Source organism: Agromyces sp. Root1464 (assembly GCF_001427265.1).
Lineage (GTDB): Bacteria > Actinomycetota > Actinomycetes > Actinomycetales > Microbacteriaceae > Agromyces > Agromyces fucosus.
This window is the reverse complement of sequence record NZ_LMFU01000002.1, coordinates 2,049,523-2,064,042: the sequence shown is the minus strand read 5'-3', so window position 1 is coordinate 2,064,042 and position 14,520 is coordinate 2,049,523. Positions and strand designations below refer to the sequence as shown.

14 protein-coding genes are annotated in these 14,520 nt (G+C 70.4%); 10 read left to right on the top strand and 4 right to left on the bottom strand.

The annotated features are described in order from the left end of the window. Positions 1-66: 66 nt before the first annotated feature. Positions 67-471, bottom strand: coding sequence for a hypothetical protein (locus ASD23_RS15120; RefSeq protein WP_056013404.1), 405 nt, complete (start codon positions 469-471; stop codon positions 67-69). A gap of 49 nt (positions 472-520) precedes the next feature. On the opposite strand from ASD23_RS15120, the gene ASD23_RS15115 reads away from it, so the two are divergent. Together ASD23_RS15115 and ASD23_RS15110 are read left to right on the top strand one after the other, a co-directional pair. Further along, entirely contained in the window at positions 521-1,279 is a 759-nt protein-coding gene (locus ASD23_RS15115; RefSeq protein WP_056012315.1) for a DeoR/GlpR family DNA-binding transcription regulator, read from the top strand. A 207-nt stretch (positions 1,280-1,486) separates the two neighbouring features. Then, complete coding sequence (locus tag ASD23_RS15110) at positions 1,487-3,541, top strand: elongation factor G (protein WP_056013400.1); 2,055 nt, start codon at positions 1,487-1,489, stop codon at positions 3,539-3,541. Between the two features lie 10 nt (positions 3,542-3,551). Here ASD23_RS15110 and ASD23_RS15105 read toward each other — a convergent pair whose 3' ends face one another. Further along, positions 3,552-4,001, bottom strand: a complete 450-nt coding sequence (locus tag ASD23_RS15105; protein WP_056012309.1) for a redoxin domain-containing protein — start codon at positions 3,999-4,001, stop codon at positions 3,552-3,554. 91 nt (positions 4,002-4,092) lie between these two features. Here ASD23_RS15105 and ASD23_RS15100 point away from each other — a divergent pair, with 91 nt between their 5' ends. Further along, positions 4,093-4,539 (top strand): MarR family winged helix-turn-helix transcriptional regulator, encoded by a 447-nt coding sequence (locus ASD23_RS15100; RefSeq protein WP_056012306.1) that lies wholly within the window; start codon positions 4,093-4,095, stop codon positions 4,537-4,539. A 44-nt stretch (positions 4,540-4,583) separates the two neighbouring features. Here ASD23_RS15100 and ASD23_RS15095 read toward each other — a convergent pair whose 3' ends face one another. Together ASD23_RS15095 and ASD23_RS15090 are read right to left on the bottom strand one after the other, a co-directional pair. Then, positions 4,584-5,438, bottom strand: coding sequence for an ion transporter (locus tag ASD23_RS15095; RefSeq protein ID WP_235507762.1), 855 nt, complete (start codon positions 5,436-5,438; stop codon positions 4,584-4,586). 76 nt (positions 5,439-5,514) lie between these two features. Beyond that, positions 5,515-6,924 carry an aminotransferase class I/II-fold pyridoxal phosphate-dependent enzyme gene (locus ASD23_RS15090; RefSeq protein ID WP_056012303.1) on the bottom strand — a complete coding sequence of 470 codons (1,410 nt, stop codon included), beginning with the start codon at positions 6,922-6,924 and terminating at the stop codon, positions 5,515-5,517. A 265-nt stretch (positions 6,925-7,189) separates the two neighbouring features. Here ASD23_RS15090 and ASD23_RS15085 point away from each other — a divergent pair, with 265 nt between their 5' ends. The 7 genes from ASD23_RS15085 to ASD23_RS15055 all read left to right on the top strand — a co-directional run bounded on the left by ASD23_RS15085 (position 7,190) and on the right by ASD23_RS15055 (position 14,451). Next, positions 7,190-8,038 carry a nitrilase-related carbon-nitrogen hydrolase gene (locus tag ASD23_RS15085; protein ID WP_056013393.1) on the top strand — a complete coding sequence of 283 codons (849 nt, stop codon included), beginning with the start codon at positions 7,190-7,192 and terminating at the stop codon, positions 8,036-8,038. Between the two features lie 27 nt (positions 8,039-8,065). Beyond that, positions 8,066-9,502 (top strand): dihydropyrimidinase, encoded by a 1,437-nt coding sequence (gene hydA / locus ASD23_RS15080; RefSeq protein WP_056012300.1) that lies wholly within the window; start codon positions 8,066-8,068, stop codon positions 9,500-9,502. A 78-nt stretch (positions 9,503-9,580) separates the two neighbouring features. Beyond that, positions 9,581-10,597 carry a TIGR03842 family LLM class F420-dependent oxidoreductase gene (locus ASD23_RS15075; RefSeq protein ID WP_056012293.1) on the top strand — a complete coding sequence of 339 codons (1,017 nt, stop codon included), beginning with the start codon at positions 9,581-9,583 and terminating at the stop codon, positions 10,595-10,597. After that, positions 10,594-11,517, top strand: a complete 924-nt coding sequence (locus ASD23_RS15070) for an ABC transporter permease (protein WP_056012286.1) — start codon at positions 10,594-10,596, stop codon at positions 11,515-11,517. Before ASD23_RS15075 ends, ASD23_RS15070 begins: the two co-directional genes overlap by 4 nt. After that, the gene (locus ASD23_RS15065) at positions 11,514-12,380 is read left to right on the top strand and encodes an ABC transporter ATP-binding protein (protein WP_056012283.1); all 867 of its coding nucleotides are present in this window, start codon (positions 11,514-11,516) and stop codon (positions 12,378-12,380) included. The genes ASD23_RS15070 and ASD23_RS15065 overlap by 4 nt, the downstream gene beginning before the upstream one ends. After that, positions 12,377-13,213 carry an ABC transporter permease gene (locus ASD23_RS15060; RefSeq protein WP_082571485.1) on the top strand — a complete coding sequence of 279 codons (837 nt, stop codon included), beginning with the start codon at positions 12,377-12,379 and terminating at the stop codon, positions 13,211-13,213. Before ASD23_RS15065 ends, ASD23_RS15060 begins: the two co-directional genes overlap by 4 nt. Positions 13,214-13,311: 98 nt before the next feature. Then, positions 13,312-14,451 (top strand): ABC transporter substrate-binding protein, encoded by a 1,140-nt coding sequence (locus tag ASD23_RS15055; protein ID WP_056013387.1) that lies wholly within the window; start codon positions 13,312-13,314, stop codon positions 14,449-14,451. Positions 14,452-14,520 lie beyond the last annotated feature (69 nt).

Sequence of the window (14,520 nt, the reverse complement as noted above, 5' to 3'; positions counted from 1 at the left end):
CCTGGATATCCGTGGTCCCGAGCGAAACGAGTGGTCCGACGATCGCCACGGAGTGGACGACGCCGGTCAGGCGACGCCCGCGGCCTCCAGCACCGGGATCTCGTCGATCGAGCGGTACACCGGGATGCCCCTGGCCTCCGCGATGCGCACATCCTGATCGGCACCCTGCGAAGCGCCCTCGAGGCGCAGCACGGCGTCGCAGTGCTGCAGCAGGCGGTGGGCGGTCGTGTACATGACATCGCCCTCCACGGGCGGCATGCCATGAGCGGGTGCCTCGGGGCCCGAGGCATCCGCCGCCACGCGCAGGATCGGCAGCGCGACCCATTCGCCGATCATCGGCACGTGGCCCCGTTCGTAGATCGGCCAGGAGGCCTCCTCGAGACGTTCGAGGTTGCGGGCGATGCGGGCAGGGTCGCCGTCGGTGCCCGAGCGATAGGGGCCGGCGATGAGGATGAGCAGTGGTTTCGACATGTCGGCCACCATAACGTGCAAGAATGTGAAGAAACAAGGAGGAACGTGCATGCTGACCGCGCAACGCCGTGAACTGCTGCTCGAACTGCTGCAACGCGACGGCCGCATCGTCGCCGCCGACGCCGCAGCCGACCTGGGCATCTCCGAGGACACCATCCGCCGAGACCTCCGTGAGCTCGCCGCCGCCGGGCTCTGCCAGCGGGTCTACGGGGGAGCGCTGCCGGCATCGCCCGCCACCTCGCCGTACGAGGCGCGCACCCGCATCGAGCCCGAGAGCAAGCACCGCATCGCCGTCGCCGCGGCGCGCCTCATCGAACCCGGCTCGACCGTGCTGCTCGACGGCGGCACGAGCACGCTCGCCCTCGTCGGCGCGCTGCCGCGCTTGCTGCACGCGACCGTCATCACGCACAGCCCGACCATCGCCGTGGCGCTCGCCGAGCACGAGCACATTGAGTTGCAGCTCATCGGCGGCCGGGTCTACCGGCACTCCATGGTCACGTGCGGCGCGATCGCCGTCGAGTCGCTGCGGGGCGTCAGCGCCGACCTGTTCTTCCTCGGCGTCACCGGTGTTCACTCGGAGGCCGGCCTCACCACCGGCGACGCGGAGGAGGCCGCGATGAAGCGCGCGCTCGCACGATCGGCCGCCGAGACCTACGTGCTCGCGAGCACCGAGAAGATCGGCGCCGCCTCGACGTACCGGGTGCTGCCCCTCGACGCGGTGTCGGGCGTCGTCACCGATGCCGACGGCGCCTCGCCGGCGATGCGCGAGCTCGATCGCGCCGGGGTCCGGCTCATCTCGGCGCACTGAGCCGAGCCGGGGCGTGGCGTTCGGGACCACTCATGTCGCACGGGACCACGGATATCGGTGGTCCCGTGCGAGACGAGTGGTCCGAGCTGGATCGAGACACGCCCAGGCGAGGTGCGCCCGCCGAACCGGGCCATCCGAGGACTGGCGCTCGCGGCCGACCGGGTACACGATGGGACGGACAGCACCGCACCGGCGCGGGAGGCGAACATGAATCCGGCATCGACACCGACCCACCGCACCATCGCGCTCGTGGGCGGGGCGGGTTCCGGCAAGACGACACTGCTCGAAGCGCTGCTGCTGCGGGCCGGCGCGATCCCGAGGGCGGGCAGCGTCGAGCAGGGCTCGACGACCGGCGACCACGAGCCCGAAGAGATCGCCAGGGGCATCACCCTCGGGCTCTCGCTCGCCCACGTGGGCTGGGCGACACCCGACGGCGTCGAGCACGCCATGACCCTCGCCGACGCGCCGGGGCATCCCGATTTCGTCGGCGGGCTCGACACGGCCCTCGCGATCGCGGATGCCGCGTTGCTGACCGTCAGCGCGGTCGACGGCGTGACGGCGGGCACGCGAAATGCCTGGGCTGCGGTGCGGGCGGCTGCCGTGCCGCTCATCGTCGTCATCACGCAGGAGGACAAGGCGCGAGCCGACTTCCGCCGCGTGCTGGCGGAGCTGCGCGAGGCGTTCGGCGAACGTCTCGTGGCGCTCGAGCTGCCGCTCGGCGAGGAGCACGACTTCACCGCGCTCGCCGACGTGCTGAGCGAGCACGCCCTCGTCTACGACGAGGCGGGCCGGCATCACGACGAGCCGCTGCCGGCCGGGGCCGAGGCCGAGGAGCACCGGCTGCACGTCGAGGTGACGGAGGAGATCGTCTCGCACGATGACGAGCTGCTCGAGGCGTACCTCGACGGGCGCGAGCCCGCGGCATCCGACCTCGAACGCACGCTCGCCCGAGAGGTGGCGACCGGCGCGGCGATCCCGGTGGTCGTGTGCTCCGCGCTGACCGGTGCCGGCGTCGACCGGATCGCCGACCTCGTGTGCGCGCTGGCGCCGGCGGCCACCGCGCACGACAGCCGCATCGTCATGGGCGGCACCGAGGTCGCCGTCGCCCCGAACCCCGACGGCGAGACGGTGCTGCACGTCTTCCGCACCGTCGCCGACCCGTTCGTCGGGCAGGTGTCGATGTTCAAGGTGCTCTCGGGGGTCGTGCACCCGAGCGATCGGCTCGTCAACGCCACGACGGGCGCCGAGGAGCGGCTGCACGGGCTCTTCCGCCTGCGCGGGGCCGAGCACCTGCCCGCCGACGCCCTGCGCGCGGGCGAGGTCGGCGCGGTCGCGAAGCTCACGGGATCGCCCTCGGGCACGCTGCTGTGGTCGCGTGCCGGCGTGCGCGCCGAGCCGGCGCCGCTGCCGCACCGGGAGCCCGTGTTCGCGATGAGCCTCACCCCCGTGACGCAGTCCGACGACGAGAAGCTCATGACGTCGCTCGGCCGCATCGTGGCAGAGGATCCGACGCTCGTGATCGACCGAACGGGCGGCGCGGCGATCCTCCGCGGGCTCGGCGACACGCACATCGCCGTCGCCGTCGAGCGGCTCGCCCGTGTGTTCGGCGTGCACGTCACGACCTCGACCGCGCCGATCGCCTACCGCGAGACGATCGCCGGCCGGACCGCGGTCGAGGGTCGGCTCAAGAAGCAGTCGGGCGGGCACGGCCAGTTCGCCGTGGTGCAGCTGCGGGTCTCGCCGCTGCCGCTCGGCGGCGGTTTCGAGTTCGTCGACTCCGTCGTCGGCGGCGCCGTACCGCGCTCGTACATCCCGGCCGTCGAAAAGGGCGCACGCGACGCCCTCGCGGCGGGCGGGCCGCAGGGGCATCCGGTGGTCGACGTGCGGGTCGAACTCGTCGACGGCAAGTCGCACTCGGTCGACTCGTCGGACATGGCGTTCCGAACTGCGGCGTCGATCGGCGTGAAGGCCGCGCTCGCTGAGGCGGGAACGGTGCTGCTGGAGCCGGTCTCGCTCGTGACCGTCGCGGTGCCGAGCGAACTGCAGGGCACGGTGCTGACCGACCTGTCGGGCCGTCGCGGCCGAGTCGTCGCCACCGATGTCGTCGGCGACGGTCGGGCCCGCATCGTCGCGAACGTGCCCGAGGCCGAGCTCGATCGCTATGTGCTCGACCTCCGCTCGATCACGGCGGGGACGGCGGAGCTCATGATGAGCCCCGATCACTACGCGCGGGTGCCGAAGGGGGCGAACGCGACGGCGTGAACGGCGGCACTCACCCGAGTGCGCTGAGGATCTCGCGTCGGGAGAAGCTCGAGGTCGGCAGGGCGCTCGCGCGCTGTGCCAGCACGCGGCCGGAGGCGTCGACGACGAAGGTGCCGCTGTGCTGCAGCGCGAGGAACCGGCCGAGCCCGACATCGCGATGGCGCTCACCCGACGCGAACACGCGCAGCGTCGTGCGGCGGGCGACGACGGCGGCCTCGACGGCACCGCCCGGGGTGATGACGATCGCGCTCGCGCCCCGCAGCAGGCCGGCATCCGACATCCGCTGCAGTTCGCGCACGTGTGCGCGGCAGACCGTACAGGTGCTCGTCCGCATGAAGAAGACGACGGCGCCGTGGTCGCCGATGCCGTCCATCAGTCGTGACGTGCCACCCGCAGCGTCGACCAGCGGGATGTTCGGGAGGGTGTCGCCGAGCGCGGGGAGCGTGATGGTGCCTGACATCGATGACCTCGGATCTGGGAGGATGGCCGGTAGGAAACCCGGTTGCGTTAATAGTCAACCCGGTTGCCTATCTTGTCAAGGAGGTTGCCTGATGCACGGTGACGCATTGCGCGAGTTCGAAGAGGCCAGCCGGCACGATCTCACCCACACCGTCGGCGCGGTCTCCCGAGCGCTGACGGCTGCGATCTTCCGGCGCCTCGCCGAACGCGGCTACGGCGACGTGCACCAGTCGCAGGTGGCGGTCTTCTCGGCCCTCGATCCCGAGGGGACCCGTGTCTCGACGCTCGCAGCGCGAGCCGGCATCAGCCGCCAGGCGATGAGCGCGCTCGTGCGCACGCTCACCGCGGCCGGGTACGTCACCGCGGAGTCAGACCCGACCGACCAGCGGGCCACGATCGTGCGGCTCGACCGGCGCGGCGCCGAGTTCTGCCGAGCGGCCGTCGTGGCGTCGGGCGAGGCGAACGCCGAGATCGAACGTGCGCTCGGCCCTGCTCAGACCGCACAGCTTCGGGAGATCCTCCGACTCCTCGGCGAATAACCGCCGCGCGCGCCTCGGCGGCGCCGCCGCCTGCCGGTAAGCCCTCAGTCCCCGGCCGCGCCCGGAGTGGCATCGGCCACCAGGAGGCGGAGCTCCGCCGTCGTCCGCTCGGACTGTGCGAGCAGCTCGGCGAGCCGGTCGCCGAGCGAGGCGTCCGCCGGCACCTCGGCCGGCGCCGTGGTCGCCGCCACGACCGGCGCCACCGTCGGTGTGTCGCTCGCGTCCTCCGGCGTCGACGTGCCCGGCCCGAGGAAGAGGTTTGCGAGGTAGCCGGTGAACGTTCCGAAGATGCCGACGCCGACGATGATGATGAGCGTGCCGAGGATCCGACCGGTGTTCGTCACCGGGAACTGGTCGCCGTAGCCGACCGTCGAGATCGTGACGATCGTGTACCAGAGGGCATCGGACGCCGAGGTGATGTTCGCACCTTCGGCGTGCCCCTCCACCGCGAGGATCGAGATGCTGCCGAACTGGAACACGAGCACGCCGAGCAACAGCAGCGTCATCAGGGTGCTGTTCGCGCGGTCGTGGACGAGCGTGTTCCAGATCGTGCGGGGGCCGAGGTCGCGCATGAGGCGGTAGACGCGCAGCAGGCGGAAGATCCGCAGGACCTTCAGTTGCGGGAACGGCAGGCTCGCGAGGAGGTCGGCCCACCCGTACCCCCTGAAGAAGTAGTGCCCGGCCGACGGCGCCGTCGCCATGCGATAGACGAAGTCGCCGAGGAAGATCACGCTGAAGAGGGCGTTCATGACCGAGAGGATCTGCTGCAGCGCGCCGTCGCCGTGCATCGCGTAGACGAGCACGAGATTCACGATCGACAGGATCGACAGCACGCCGATGAAGATCTCGTAGGCGGTGTTCTTCAGCTCGCTTCGGGGCTTCACGCGGGTCGTGCGCACGGTGGTCTCCTCGACGTCGGGCGGCGCCTGCCGCGGCCACCATTGTGGCGCACGCGAGACCGTTCAGCCCGAAGGCTCAGTACCCGCCCGCGACGACGTGCTGGGCGGCGGTCGCGAGCGCATCGGCGACCTCGTCGACGTCGCCCCGCACCACGCCGACCGTGACCCGGACGAACTCGCCGCCGGGTCGCGAGCGCCCGTTTCCCGCGCCGGCCCCGGAGTTCGACGCCGCGAGGAACGGCGAGCCGGCCGCCACCCGCATGCCCGACGCCGCGAGCTGCACGAGCGCCGAGCGCTCACTGAGCACCGGCATCCAGAGGTTCACGCCGTCGGCCGGGGCGACCGGCACTCCGCGCGTCCGCAGGGCGTCGCCGAGCGCGCGCTGCCGTGTGAAGTACTGCCGGCGCGCCTCGGCGACGGCGTCGAGCGAGGTGCCGTCGGTGAGGAGGTCGAGCAGGATCGTCTGCAGCATCCGAGAGGTCCAGCCGGGGCCGAGCATGCGGCGCGCGGCGATGCGGTCGACGAGGTCGCGGGGTCCGCCGACGGCCGCGATGCGCAGGTCGGGACCGTGGGACTTCGAGAAGCTGCGCACGTGCACGACCTGTTCGGGCAGCCACGTGCCGAGCGTCACGTCGCCGGCGGTCGAGATCATGCCCGAGTGGTCGTCTTCGATGACGACGACGTCGCCTGCGCGTTCGGCCGAGCGGATGACCCGCGCCAGCGCCTCGGCGCGGCCGACCGTCATCGACGCCCCGGTGGGGTTCTGGGCCCGAGGCTGCAACAGCACCGCGACGGGCTGGCGGCGCAGCGCCGCGGCGAGCCCGTCGGGTGTCATGCCCGCCTCGTCGACGGCGACCGGTACCGCCTCGGCGCCGAGCAGGTCGAGGAGGTCGAGGAACGGCGGGAAGCCGGGGCTCTCGACGACGACGCGGTCGCCGTATCGGACGACCTCGTCGAGGGTGCGCGAGATGGCGTCGAGGGCGCCGTCGACGACCATGATCGTCTCGGCTGCGGAGGGCCAGGAGTCGGCGAGCACCGCCGCGAGCCCCGGGATCACGGGCTCCGCCTGGTAGCTGCCGGTCTCGGCGCGCGCCGAGACCCGGGAGAGGGCCGGTCCGAGCGCCGGGAGCAGGAGCGGGTCGGGGGTACCGCGGGAGAGGTCGAGGCGCACGGGGTCGTTCGGGGCCGCCATGCCGCGCATGCGCGGTGCCAGCCAGCCCTGCGAGAGCGGTCGCACGAAGCTGCCGGCACGCCCGCGCGACTCGATGAGCCCGGTGCGTGAGAGGGCCTGCCATGCCTGGCTCACCGTGGCCGGACTGACGCCGAGTTCGCTCGCGAGTTCGCGCACGGTCGGCAGGCGCGTGCCCGCGGCGAGCTCGCCCGAGTTCACGAGTCGTGCGATGACGCCCGCGATGCCGCGGGGGGTCGTCTCGCCGAACTCCGCGAGCGCGATGAGCTCGGCGCCCTCGAGTCGAACCGCAGCCATTCGAGATCCATTCACATGAATACCTGACACGACCATTGCCTCCTCACGACGTGAGGGACAAGATAAGTAACCACAACGTCACAGTGTGAAACACAAGAGAAATGTTCACGCCGAACAATAACAGAACGGGTCGCGCACTCGTTCGGGAGCTCCGGACACCGCAGTCCGCAGCACAGCCTCGGCGTCACAGCACCACCCGGTGAGCACCTCTGTTCCACGCCCATCGAGTGCACCCGCAATGACGCCGACCGACTCAGGAGGCAACATGACGATCGTCCGAGCGGCCATCACGCAGACGACCTGGACCGGCGACAAGGAGTCCATGCTCGACAAGCACGAGCAGTTCGCTCGTGACGCGAAGGCGCAGGGCGCCCAGGTCGTCTGCTTCCAGGAGCTCTTCTACGGCCCGTACTTCGGCATCACCGAAGACGTGAAGTACTACGACTACGCCGAGCCCGCCGACGGCCCGATCGTGCAGCGCTTCGCCGCGCTCGCGAAGGAACTCGGCATGGTGATGGTGCTGCCGATCTACGAGGAGGAGCAGCCCGGGGTGTACTACAACACCGCCGTGGTGGTCGACTCCGACGGCACGATCCTCGGCTCGTACCGCAAGCACCACATCCCGAACCTCGACAAGTTCTGGGAGAAGTTCTACTTCCGACCCGGCAACCTCGGCTACCCGGTCTTCGACACGGCCGTCGGTCCGATCGGCGTGTACATCTGCTACGACCGGCACTTCCCGGAAGGCTGGCGCGAGCTCGGCCTGAACGGCGCGCAGATCGTCTTCAACCCGAACGCGACGAAGCCGGGCCTCTCGAACCGCCTCTGGGAGATCGAGCAGCCCGCCGCCGCCGCCGCGAACGGCTACTTCGTGGCAGCGGCCAACCGCGTGGGCCTGGAAGACAACGAGTACGGCGACCTCGCCGTGAACTTCTACGGCAAGAGCCAGTTCTGCGACCCGCAGGGCACCATCGTCGGCGGGTACGGCTCCGAGACTGACGAGGAGGTCGTCGTGCGCGACCTCGACATGGACATGATCCGGAACGTCCGCAACGCCTGGCAGTTCTACCGCGACCGCCGGCCCGACTCCTACACCTCTATCCCCAAGCCGTAACCCGACGAGCCACGCGAAGGAGCGAACATGACCACCACCCTCATCACCGGTGGCACCGTCGTGAGTGCCACGGGTCGCGCCGCCGCCGACGTGCTCGTCGACGGCGAGACCATCCGCGCCGTGCTCGAGCCCGGTGCCGCATTGCTGGGCACGGATGTCGCGGCATCCGTCGACCGGGTGATCGACGCCACCGGCAAGTACGTCATCCCCGGCGGCATCGACGCCCACACGCACATGCAGCTGCCCTTCGGCGGCACCGAGGCATCCGACACCTTCGAGACCGGCACCCGCGCAGCCGCGTGGGGCGGCACGACCTCGATCATCGACTTCGCCGTGCAGACCTACGGGCAGCGCATCGAAGACGGCCTCGCGGCGTGGCACGAGAAGGCCGCGGGCAACTGCGCGATCGACTACGGATTCCACCAGATCGTCGGCGACGTCAACGAGGCGTCGCTCGCGACGCTGCGCCGCCTGCCCGACGAGGGCATCACGAGCTTCAAGATGTTCATGGCCTACCCGGGCGTGTTCTACTCCGACGACGCGCAGATCCTGAAGGCCATGCAGGTCTCGCGCGACACGGGCATGCTCACGATGATGCACGCGGAGAACGGCCCGGCGATCGACGTGCTCGCCGCCCAGCTCGTGGAGCAGGGCCGGACCGACCCGTTCTACCACGGGGTCGCGCGCGCCTGGGAGATGGAGGAGGAGGCGACGCACCGAGCGATCATGCTCGCGAAGCTCACCGGCGCCCCGCTCTACATCGTGCACGTGTCGGCGAAGCAGGCCGTCGAGCAGCTCGCCTGGGCGCGCGACAAGGGCCAGAACGTCTACGGCGAGACCTGCCCGCAGTACCTCTACCTGAGCCTCGAGGACCAGCTCGGCGCCAAGGGAGAGCAGTGGGGCTCGTTCGAGGGCGCGAAGTGGGTCTGCTCGACGCCGTTGCGCTCACGAGAAGAGGGGCATCAGGACTCGATGTGGCAGGCCCTTCGCACGAACGACCTGCAGATGGTCTCCACCGACCACTGCCCGTTCTGCATGAAGGACCAGAAGGAGCTCGGCCTCGGGGACTTCCGCAAGATCCCCAACGGCATCGGCTCGATCGAGCACCGCATGGACCTCATGTACCAGGGCGTCGTGACGGGCGAGATCACCCTCGAACGCTGGGTCGAGCTCACGAGCACGACGCCCGCCCGCATGTTCGGCCTCTACGGCACCAAGGGCGTCATCCAGCCGGGCGCCGACGCCGACCTCGTCGTCTACGACCCGAACGGGCACACCTCGATCGGGCTCGAGAAGACGCATCACATGAACATGGACTACTCGGCGTGGGAGGGCTACGAGATCGACGGCCACGTCGACACCGTGCTCTCGCGGGGCAAGGTCATCGTCGACGGCGACCAGTACCTCGGCGCCAAGGGCGACGGCCGGTTCCTGAAGCGCGGCCTCAGCCAGTACCTCATCTGACCGATCCGCGGGTCGAGGAGCGCGAAGCGCGCATCGAGACCAGCGGATGTCGCAACGACACGACGAAAGGGGGCACGGATGGAATTCGGAGCGGTCCTGCAGACCAACCCACCGGCATCGCGCACCATCCAGCTCGCGAAGCTCGCCGAGAACCACGGGTTCACGCACGTGTGGACCTTCGACTCGCACCTGCTGTGGCAGGAGCCGTACGTCATCTACAGCCAGATCCTCGCCGAGACCCGCAAGGTCAAGGTCGGGCCGTTCGTCACCAACCCGGCGACGCGCGACTGGACGGTGACGGCGTCGATCTTCGCGACCCTCAACGAGATGTACGGCAACCGCACGGTCTGCGGCATCGGCCGCGGCGACTCCGCGGTGCGCGTCACGAACGGCAAGCCGACGACGATCGCCGAGCTCCGCGAGGCGATCCACGTGATCCGGGAGCTCGCGAACTCGCGCCCGGTCGAGTACCACGGCTCGCAGCTCCAGTTCCCGTGGAGCCACGGCTCGGAGCTCGAAGTGTGGGTGGCCGCGTACGGCCCGATGGCCCTGAAGCTCACGGGCGAGGTGGGCGACGGATTCATCCTGCAGCTCGCCGACGTCGACATCGCCGCGTGGATGATCAAGCACGTGCGCGACGCCGCAGAGGCGGCGGGCCGCGACCCGATGTCGATCAAGTTCTGCGTCGCCGCGCCCATGTACATCGGCGACGACTGGGAGCACATGCGCGAGCAATGCCGCTGGTTCGGCGGCATGGTCGGCAACCACGTCGCCGACATCGTCGCGAAGTACGGTGCGCACGGTGCGGTGCCCGACGCGCTCACCGAGTACATCAAGGCCCGCGAGGGCTACGACTACAACGAGCACGGCCGCGCCGGCAACGTGCACACGAGCTTCGTGCCCGACGAGATCGTCGACCGGTTCTGCGTGCTCGGCACCGCAGACCAGCACATCGAGAAGCTCGAGCAGCTGAAGGCGCTCGGCGTCGACCAGTTCGCCGGCTACCTCCAGCACGACAACAAGGAGGAGACGCTGCGGGTCTACGGCGAGACCGTGATCCCCGCGCTCTCCGAGCACCTCACGGCGAAGGCATGACGACGACCGCACCCGCCACCAGACGAGCACGGCGCTGGCGCGCGGTGCTCTGGGGCCTGCTCGGCCTGGTCGCGCTCGCCGCCGTCTGGGAGCTGTACAAGCTCGTCGGCCCCGCCGACGGCTGGCTGATCGGTGCACAGGAGGGGGTCACCGGCAGCGGCATCCGGCTCCTGCCCCGTACGAGCGACCAGGCGATGCCGCACACCTGGGAGATGCTCGCGCGGGCGGCCTCGCCGGTGACCCGTGCGCCGGGCGCGCTCCCGCTCGGGGTCGTCGTGCTCCTCGCGGCACTCGTGAGCCTCGGCGTCGCCGCGCTCGGCTGGCTGGTGGGCGTCACGGTCGGGTTCGCACTCGCCCTGCTCATGCTCGGATTCCGGATCGCGGAGCGTGCCGTGCTGCCGTTCGTCATCCTCAGCCAGACCGTTCCGCTCATCGCACTGGCGCCGCTCATCCGGAACTGGGGCTCCCGACTGTCCTTCGGCGACTTCTCCTGGCAGAGCTGGATGTCGGTCGTGATCATCGCCAGCTACCTCGCGTTCTTCCCCGTGGCGGTCGGCGCGCTGCGGGGCCTGCAGAGCCCCGAGGCCGCGCACCTCGACCTCATGCGGAGCTATTCGGCGGGCTGGTGGACCACCCTGGTGCGGCTGCGGCTTCCCGCGAGCGTTCCCTTCCTCATCCCCGCCCTGCGCCTCGCCGCGGCGAACGCCGTCGTCGGCACCGTCGTCGCCGAGATCTCGGTCGGCTTCAGCGGCGGCATCGGGCGGCTCATCCTCGAAACCGCCGTCGCCGCCTCGAGCGACCCCGCGAAGCCGTGGTCGCCGATCCTCGGCGCCGTGCTCCTCGGGCTCGTCGCCGCAGGGTTCGTCGCCCTCCTCGCCGCATTCCTCAGTCCCTTCCGCCGACAGGAGACCCTCGCATGAGCACGCCAGCGCCGACGGCCGCACCCGAGCCGACCCCGACCGCCGACGCGGCCGCCGCCGTCGTCGTCCGCGGGGTGGAGCGGGTCTTCCACGGCGCGAAGGGGGCGTCCGTCACGGCCCTCACCGGCATCGAGCTGACGGTTCGCGACGGCGAGTTCGTGTCGCTCATCGGCCCATCGGGCTGCGGCAAGTCGACGCTGCTCCGACTCATCGCCGACCTCGACGAACCGTCGGCCGGCGACATCCGCGTCTTCGGCAGGACCGCCCGTCAGGCGCGCATCGACCAGGCCTACGGCATCGCCTTCCAACAGGCCGGCCTGCTGCCGTGGCGCTCGGTCGCGGCGAACATCGAGCTCCCCTTGCAGCTGCACGGCATGGGCTCCGCCGCGCGTCGGTCGAGGGTGGCTGAGCTCCTCGACCTCGTCGGGCTCACCGACTTCGCCCGCAATTACCCCGACCAGCTCTCCGGCGGCATGCAGCAGCGCGTGGCGATCGCTCGTTCGCTCGCCGAGCAGCCACGGCTGCTGCTGATGGACGAACCGTTCGGCGCGCTCGACGAGATGACCCGCGAGCGCATGCAGACCGAACTCCTCCGGATCCGGGCAGAGACCGGGGCGGCGGTCGTGTTCGTGACCCACTCGATCCCCGAAGCGGTGTACCTGTCGGACCGCGTCGTCGTCATGTCGCCGCGTCCCGGCCGCATCACCGACGAGATCGACGTGCGGCTCGGCCGAGCCGCCGAGCGCGGCGAGGACCTGCGCGAGGAATCGGCCTTCTTCGAAGGTGTCACCGCGGTGCGCGAGGCCCTCCACGGACCGCAGTCGTCGACGCCGGGCACCGCGCGGGGGGTGGACGTGCGATGACGGGACTGCCCGACGCGGCGATCGCGACGCAGCTCGCTCCGCCGAGCGCGCACCGCCGTCGCGCGCGCGGCGACAACCCGTTCCGCTGGTTCGTCCGGGTGGTCGTACCGCCGGTCGCGCTCTTCATCGTGCTCGTGCTGCTCGTCGAGCTCGTCGTCGTCGCCGCCGGCATCCCGCCGTTCGTGCTGGCCAGCCCGTCGGCGATCTGGGCGCAGCTCGTGCAGTACGCGCCGCAGGTGCTGGCCGCCACGATCGCGACCGGCCTCAACGCGCTGATCGGGCTCGTCATCGGCGCCGTCATCGGCGTGCTCCTCGCGATCGTCGCGTCGCTCACCCGGGTGATCGACGGCATGCTCGTGCCGATCGTCGCCGCCGTGGCAGTCGTGCCCATCGTGGCGCTCGCACCAGTGCTGTACACGATGTTCGGGTCCACGTCGGAGGTGGCGCGCATCATCATCGCCTCGATCGCCGCGTTCGTCCCGGTGTTCCTCAACACCCTCCGGGGCTTCCGCCAGGTGCGGCCCGTGCACCGCGACCTCATGCGCGCGTATGCCGCGACACCCCGTCAGCAGACCTGGGCCGTGACCGTGCCGTCGGCGCTGCCGCACTTCTTCACGGGGCTGCGCATCGCCTCGTCGCTCGCCGTGATCTCCGCCCTCGTCGCCGAGTACTTCGGCGGCCCGCGACAGGGTCTCGGCTCGGCGATCACGACCGCCGCGGCATCCAGCGCCTACGCCCGCGCCTGGGCGTTCGTCATCGGAGCCATCCTGCTCGGCCTCGTGTTCTTCGCCCTCACCAGCCTGATCGAGAGGGTCTCCTCGCGCCACCGATGAACCGACCCACGCCGGGCAACGCCGCCCGGCCCGACGCTTCCGGCACCCGTGCCGGTCGGATCCGCACCACCGAGCACCACCAAGAGAGGAACGCAGAGATGAAGCGAAACAGGATCGCAGCGTTCGCGGCCGCAGCAACCGCGACCGCGCTCGTACTCGCCGGCTGCTCCAGCGGGGGCACCGACACCGATGCAACGGACGGCGGCGGCGACGACCTCACGCCGGTCACCCTCCAGCTGCAATGGCTCACGCAGGCCCAGTTCGGCGGGTACTACCTCGCGAAGGCGAACGGCTACTGGGAGGACCTCGGCCTCGACGTCGAGATCATCCCCGGTGCGGTCGACATCGTGCCGCAGGACGTGCTCGCCTCGGGTGACGTCGACTTCGCCGTCGCGTGGGTGCCCAAGGCGCTCGCGTCGATCGAGGCCGGCGCGAACATCACGAACATCGCGCAGATCTTCGAGCGCAGCGGCACCCTCCAGGTCTCCTGGGCCGACAGCGGCATCACGTCGCCGGCCGACCTGTCGGACAAGCAGGTCGGCAGCTGGGGGTTCGGCAACGAGTGGGAGCTCTTCGCGGGCCTCACCGAGGCGAATGCGTCGGGCTACACGATCGTGCAGCAGAACTTCGACATGAACGCGCTGCTGAACCACGAGATCGATGCCGCGCAGGCGATGACGTACAACGAGTACGCGCAGCTGCTCGAGGCGACCAATCCCGAGACTGGTGAGCTCTACCAGCCCGAGGACTTCTCGGTCATCGACTGGAACGAGGTCGGCACCTCGATGCTGCAGGACGCGATCTGGGCGAACGCCGAGCGGCTCGCCTCCGACGAGGAGTACGCCGACACCGCGGTCAAGCTCATCCAGGGCGCGATCCTCGGCTGGATCGACCAGCGCGACGACCCGCAGGCCGCCGCCGACGCCGTGACCGCCGCGGGCTCGACCCTCGGCACGAGCCACCAGCTGTGGATGGCCAACGAGATCAACAAGCTGATCTGGCCCTCCACCGACGGCATCGGGCACATCAACGAGATCGCGTGGGATGCCACGGTCGAGATGGCGCTGGACACCAAGAACCAGGACGGAGCCCAGGTCATCACCACCGATCCGCCCGACACGGCGTACACGAACGAGTACGTCGACAAGGCCCTCGACAACCTCGAGTCCGACGGGGTCGACATCCTCGGCACGGAGTACGAGCCGATCGACGTCACCCTCCAGGAGGGCGGCAACTAGCGAGCGGATGCCGCGCGGCCGGTGCACCCCGGCCGGCCGCGCGGCATCCATCCCATCACCAGGGGACAG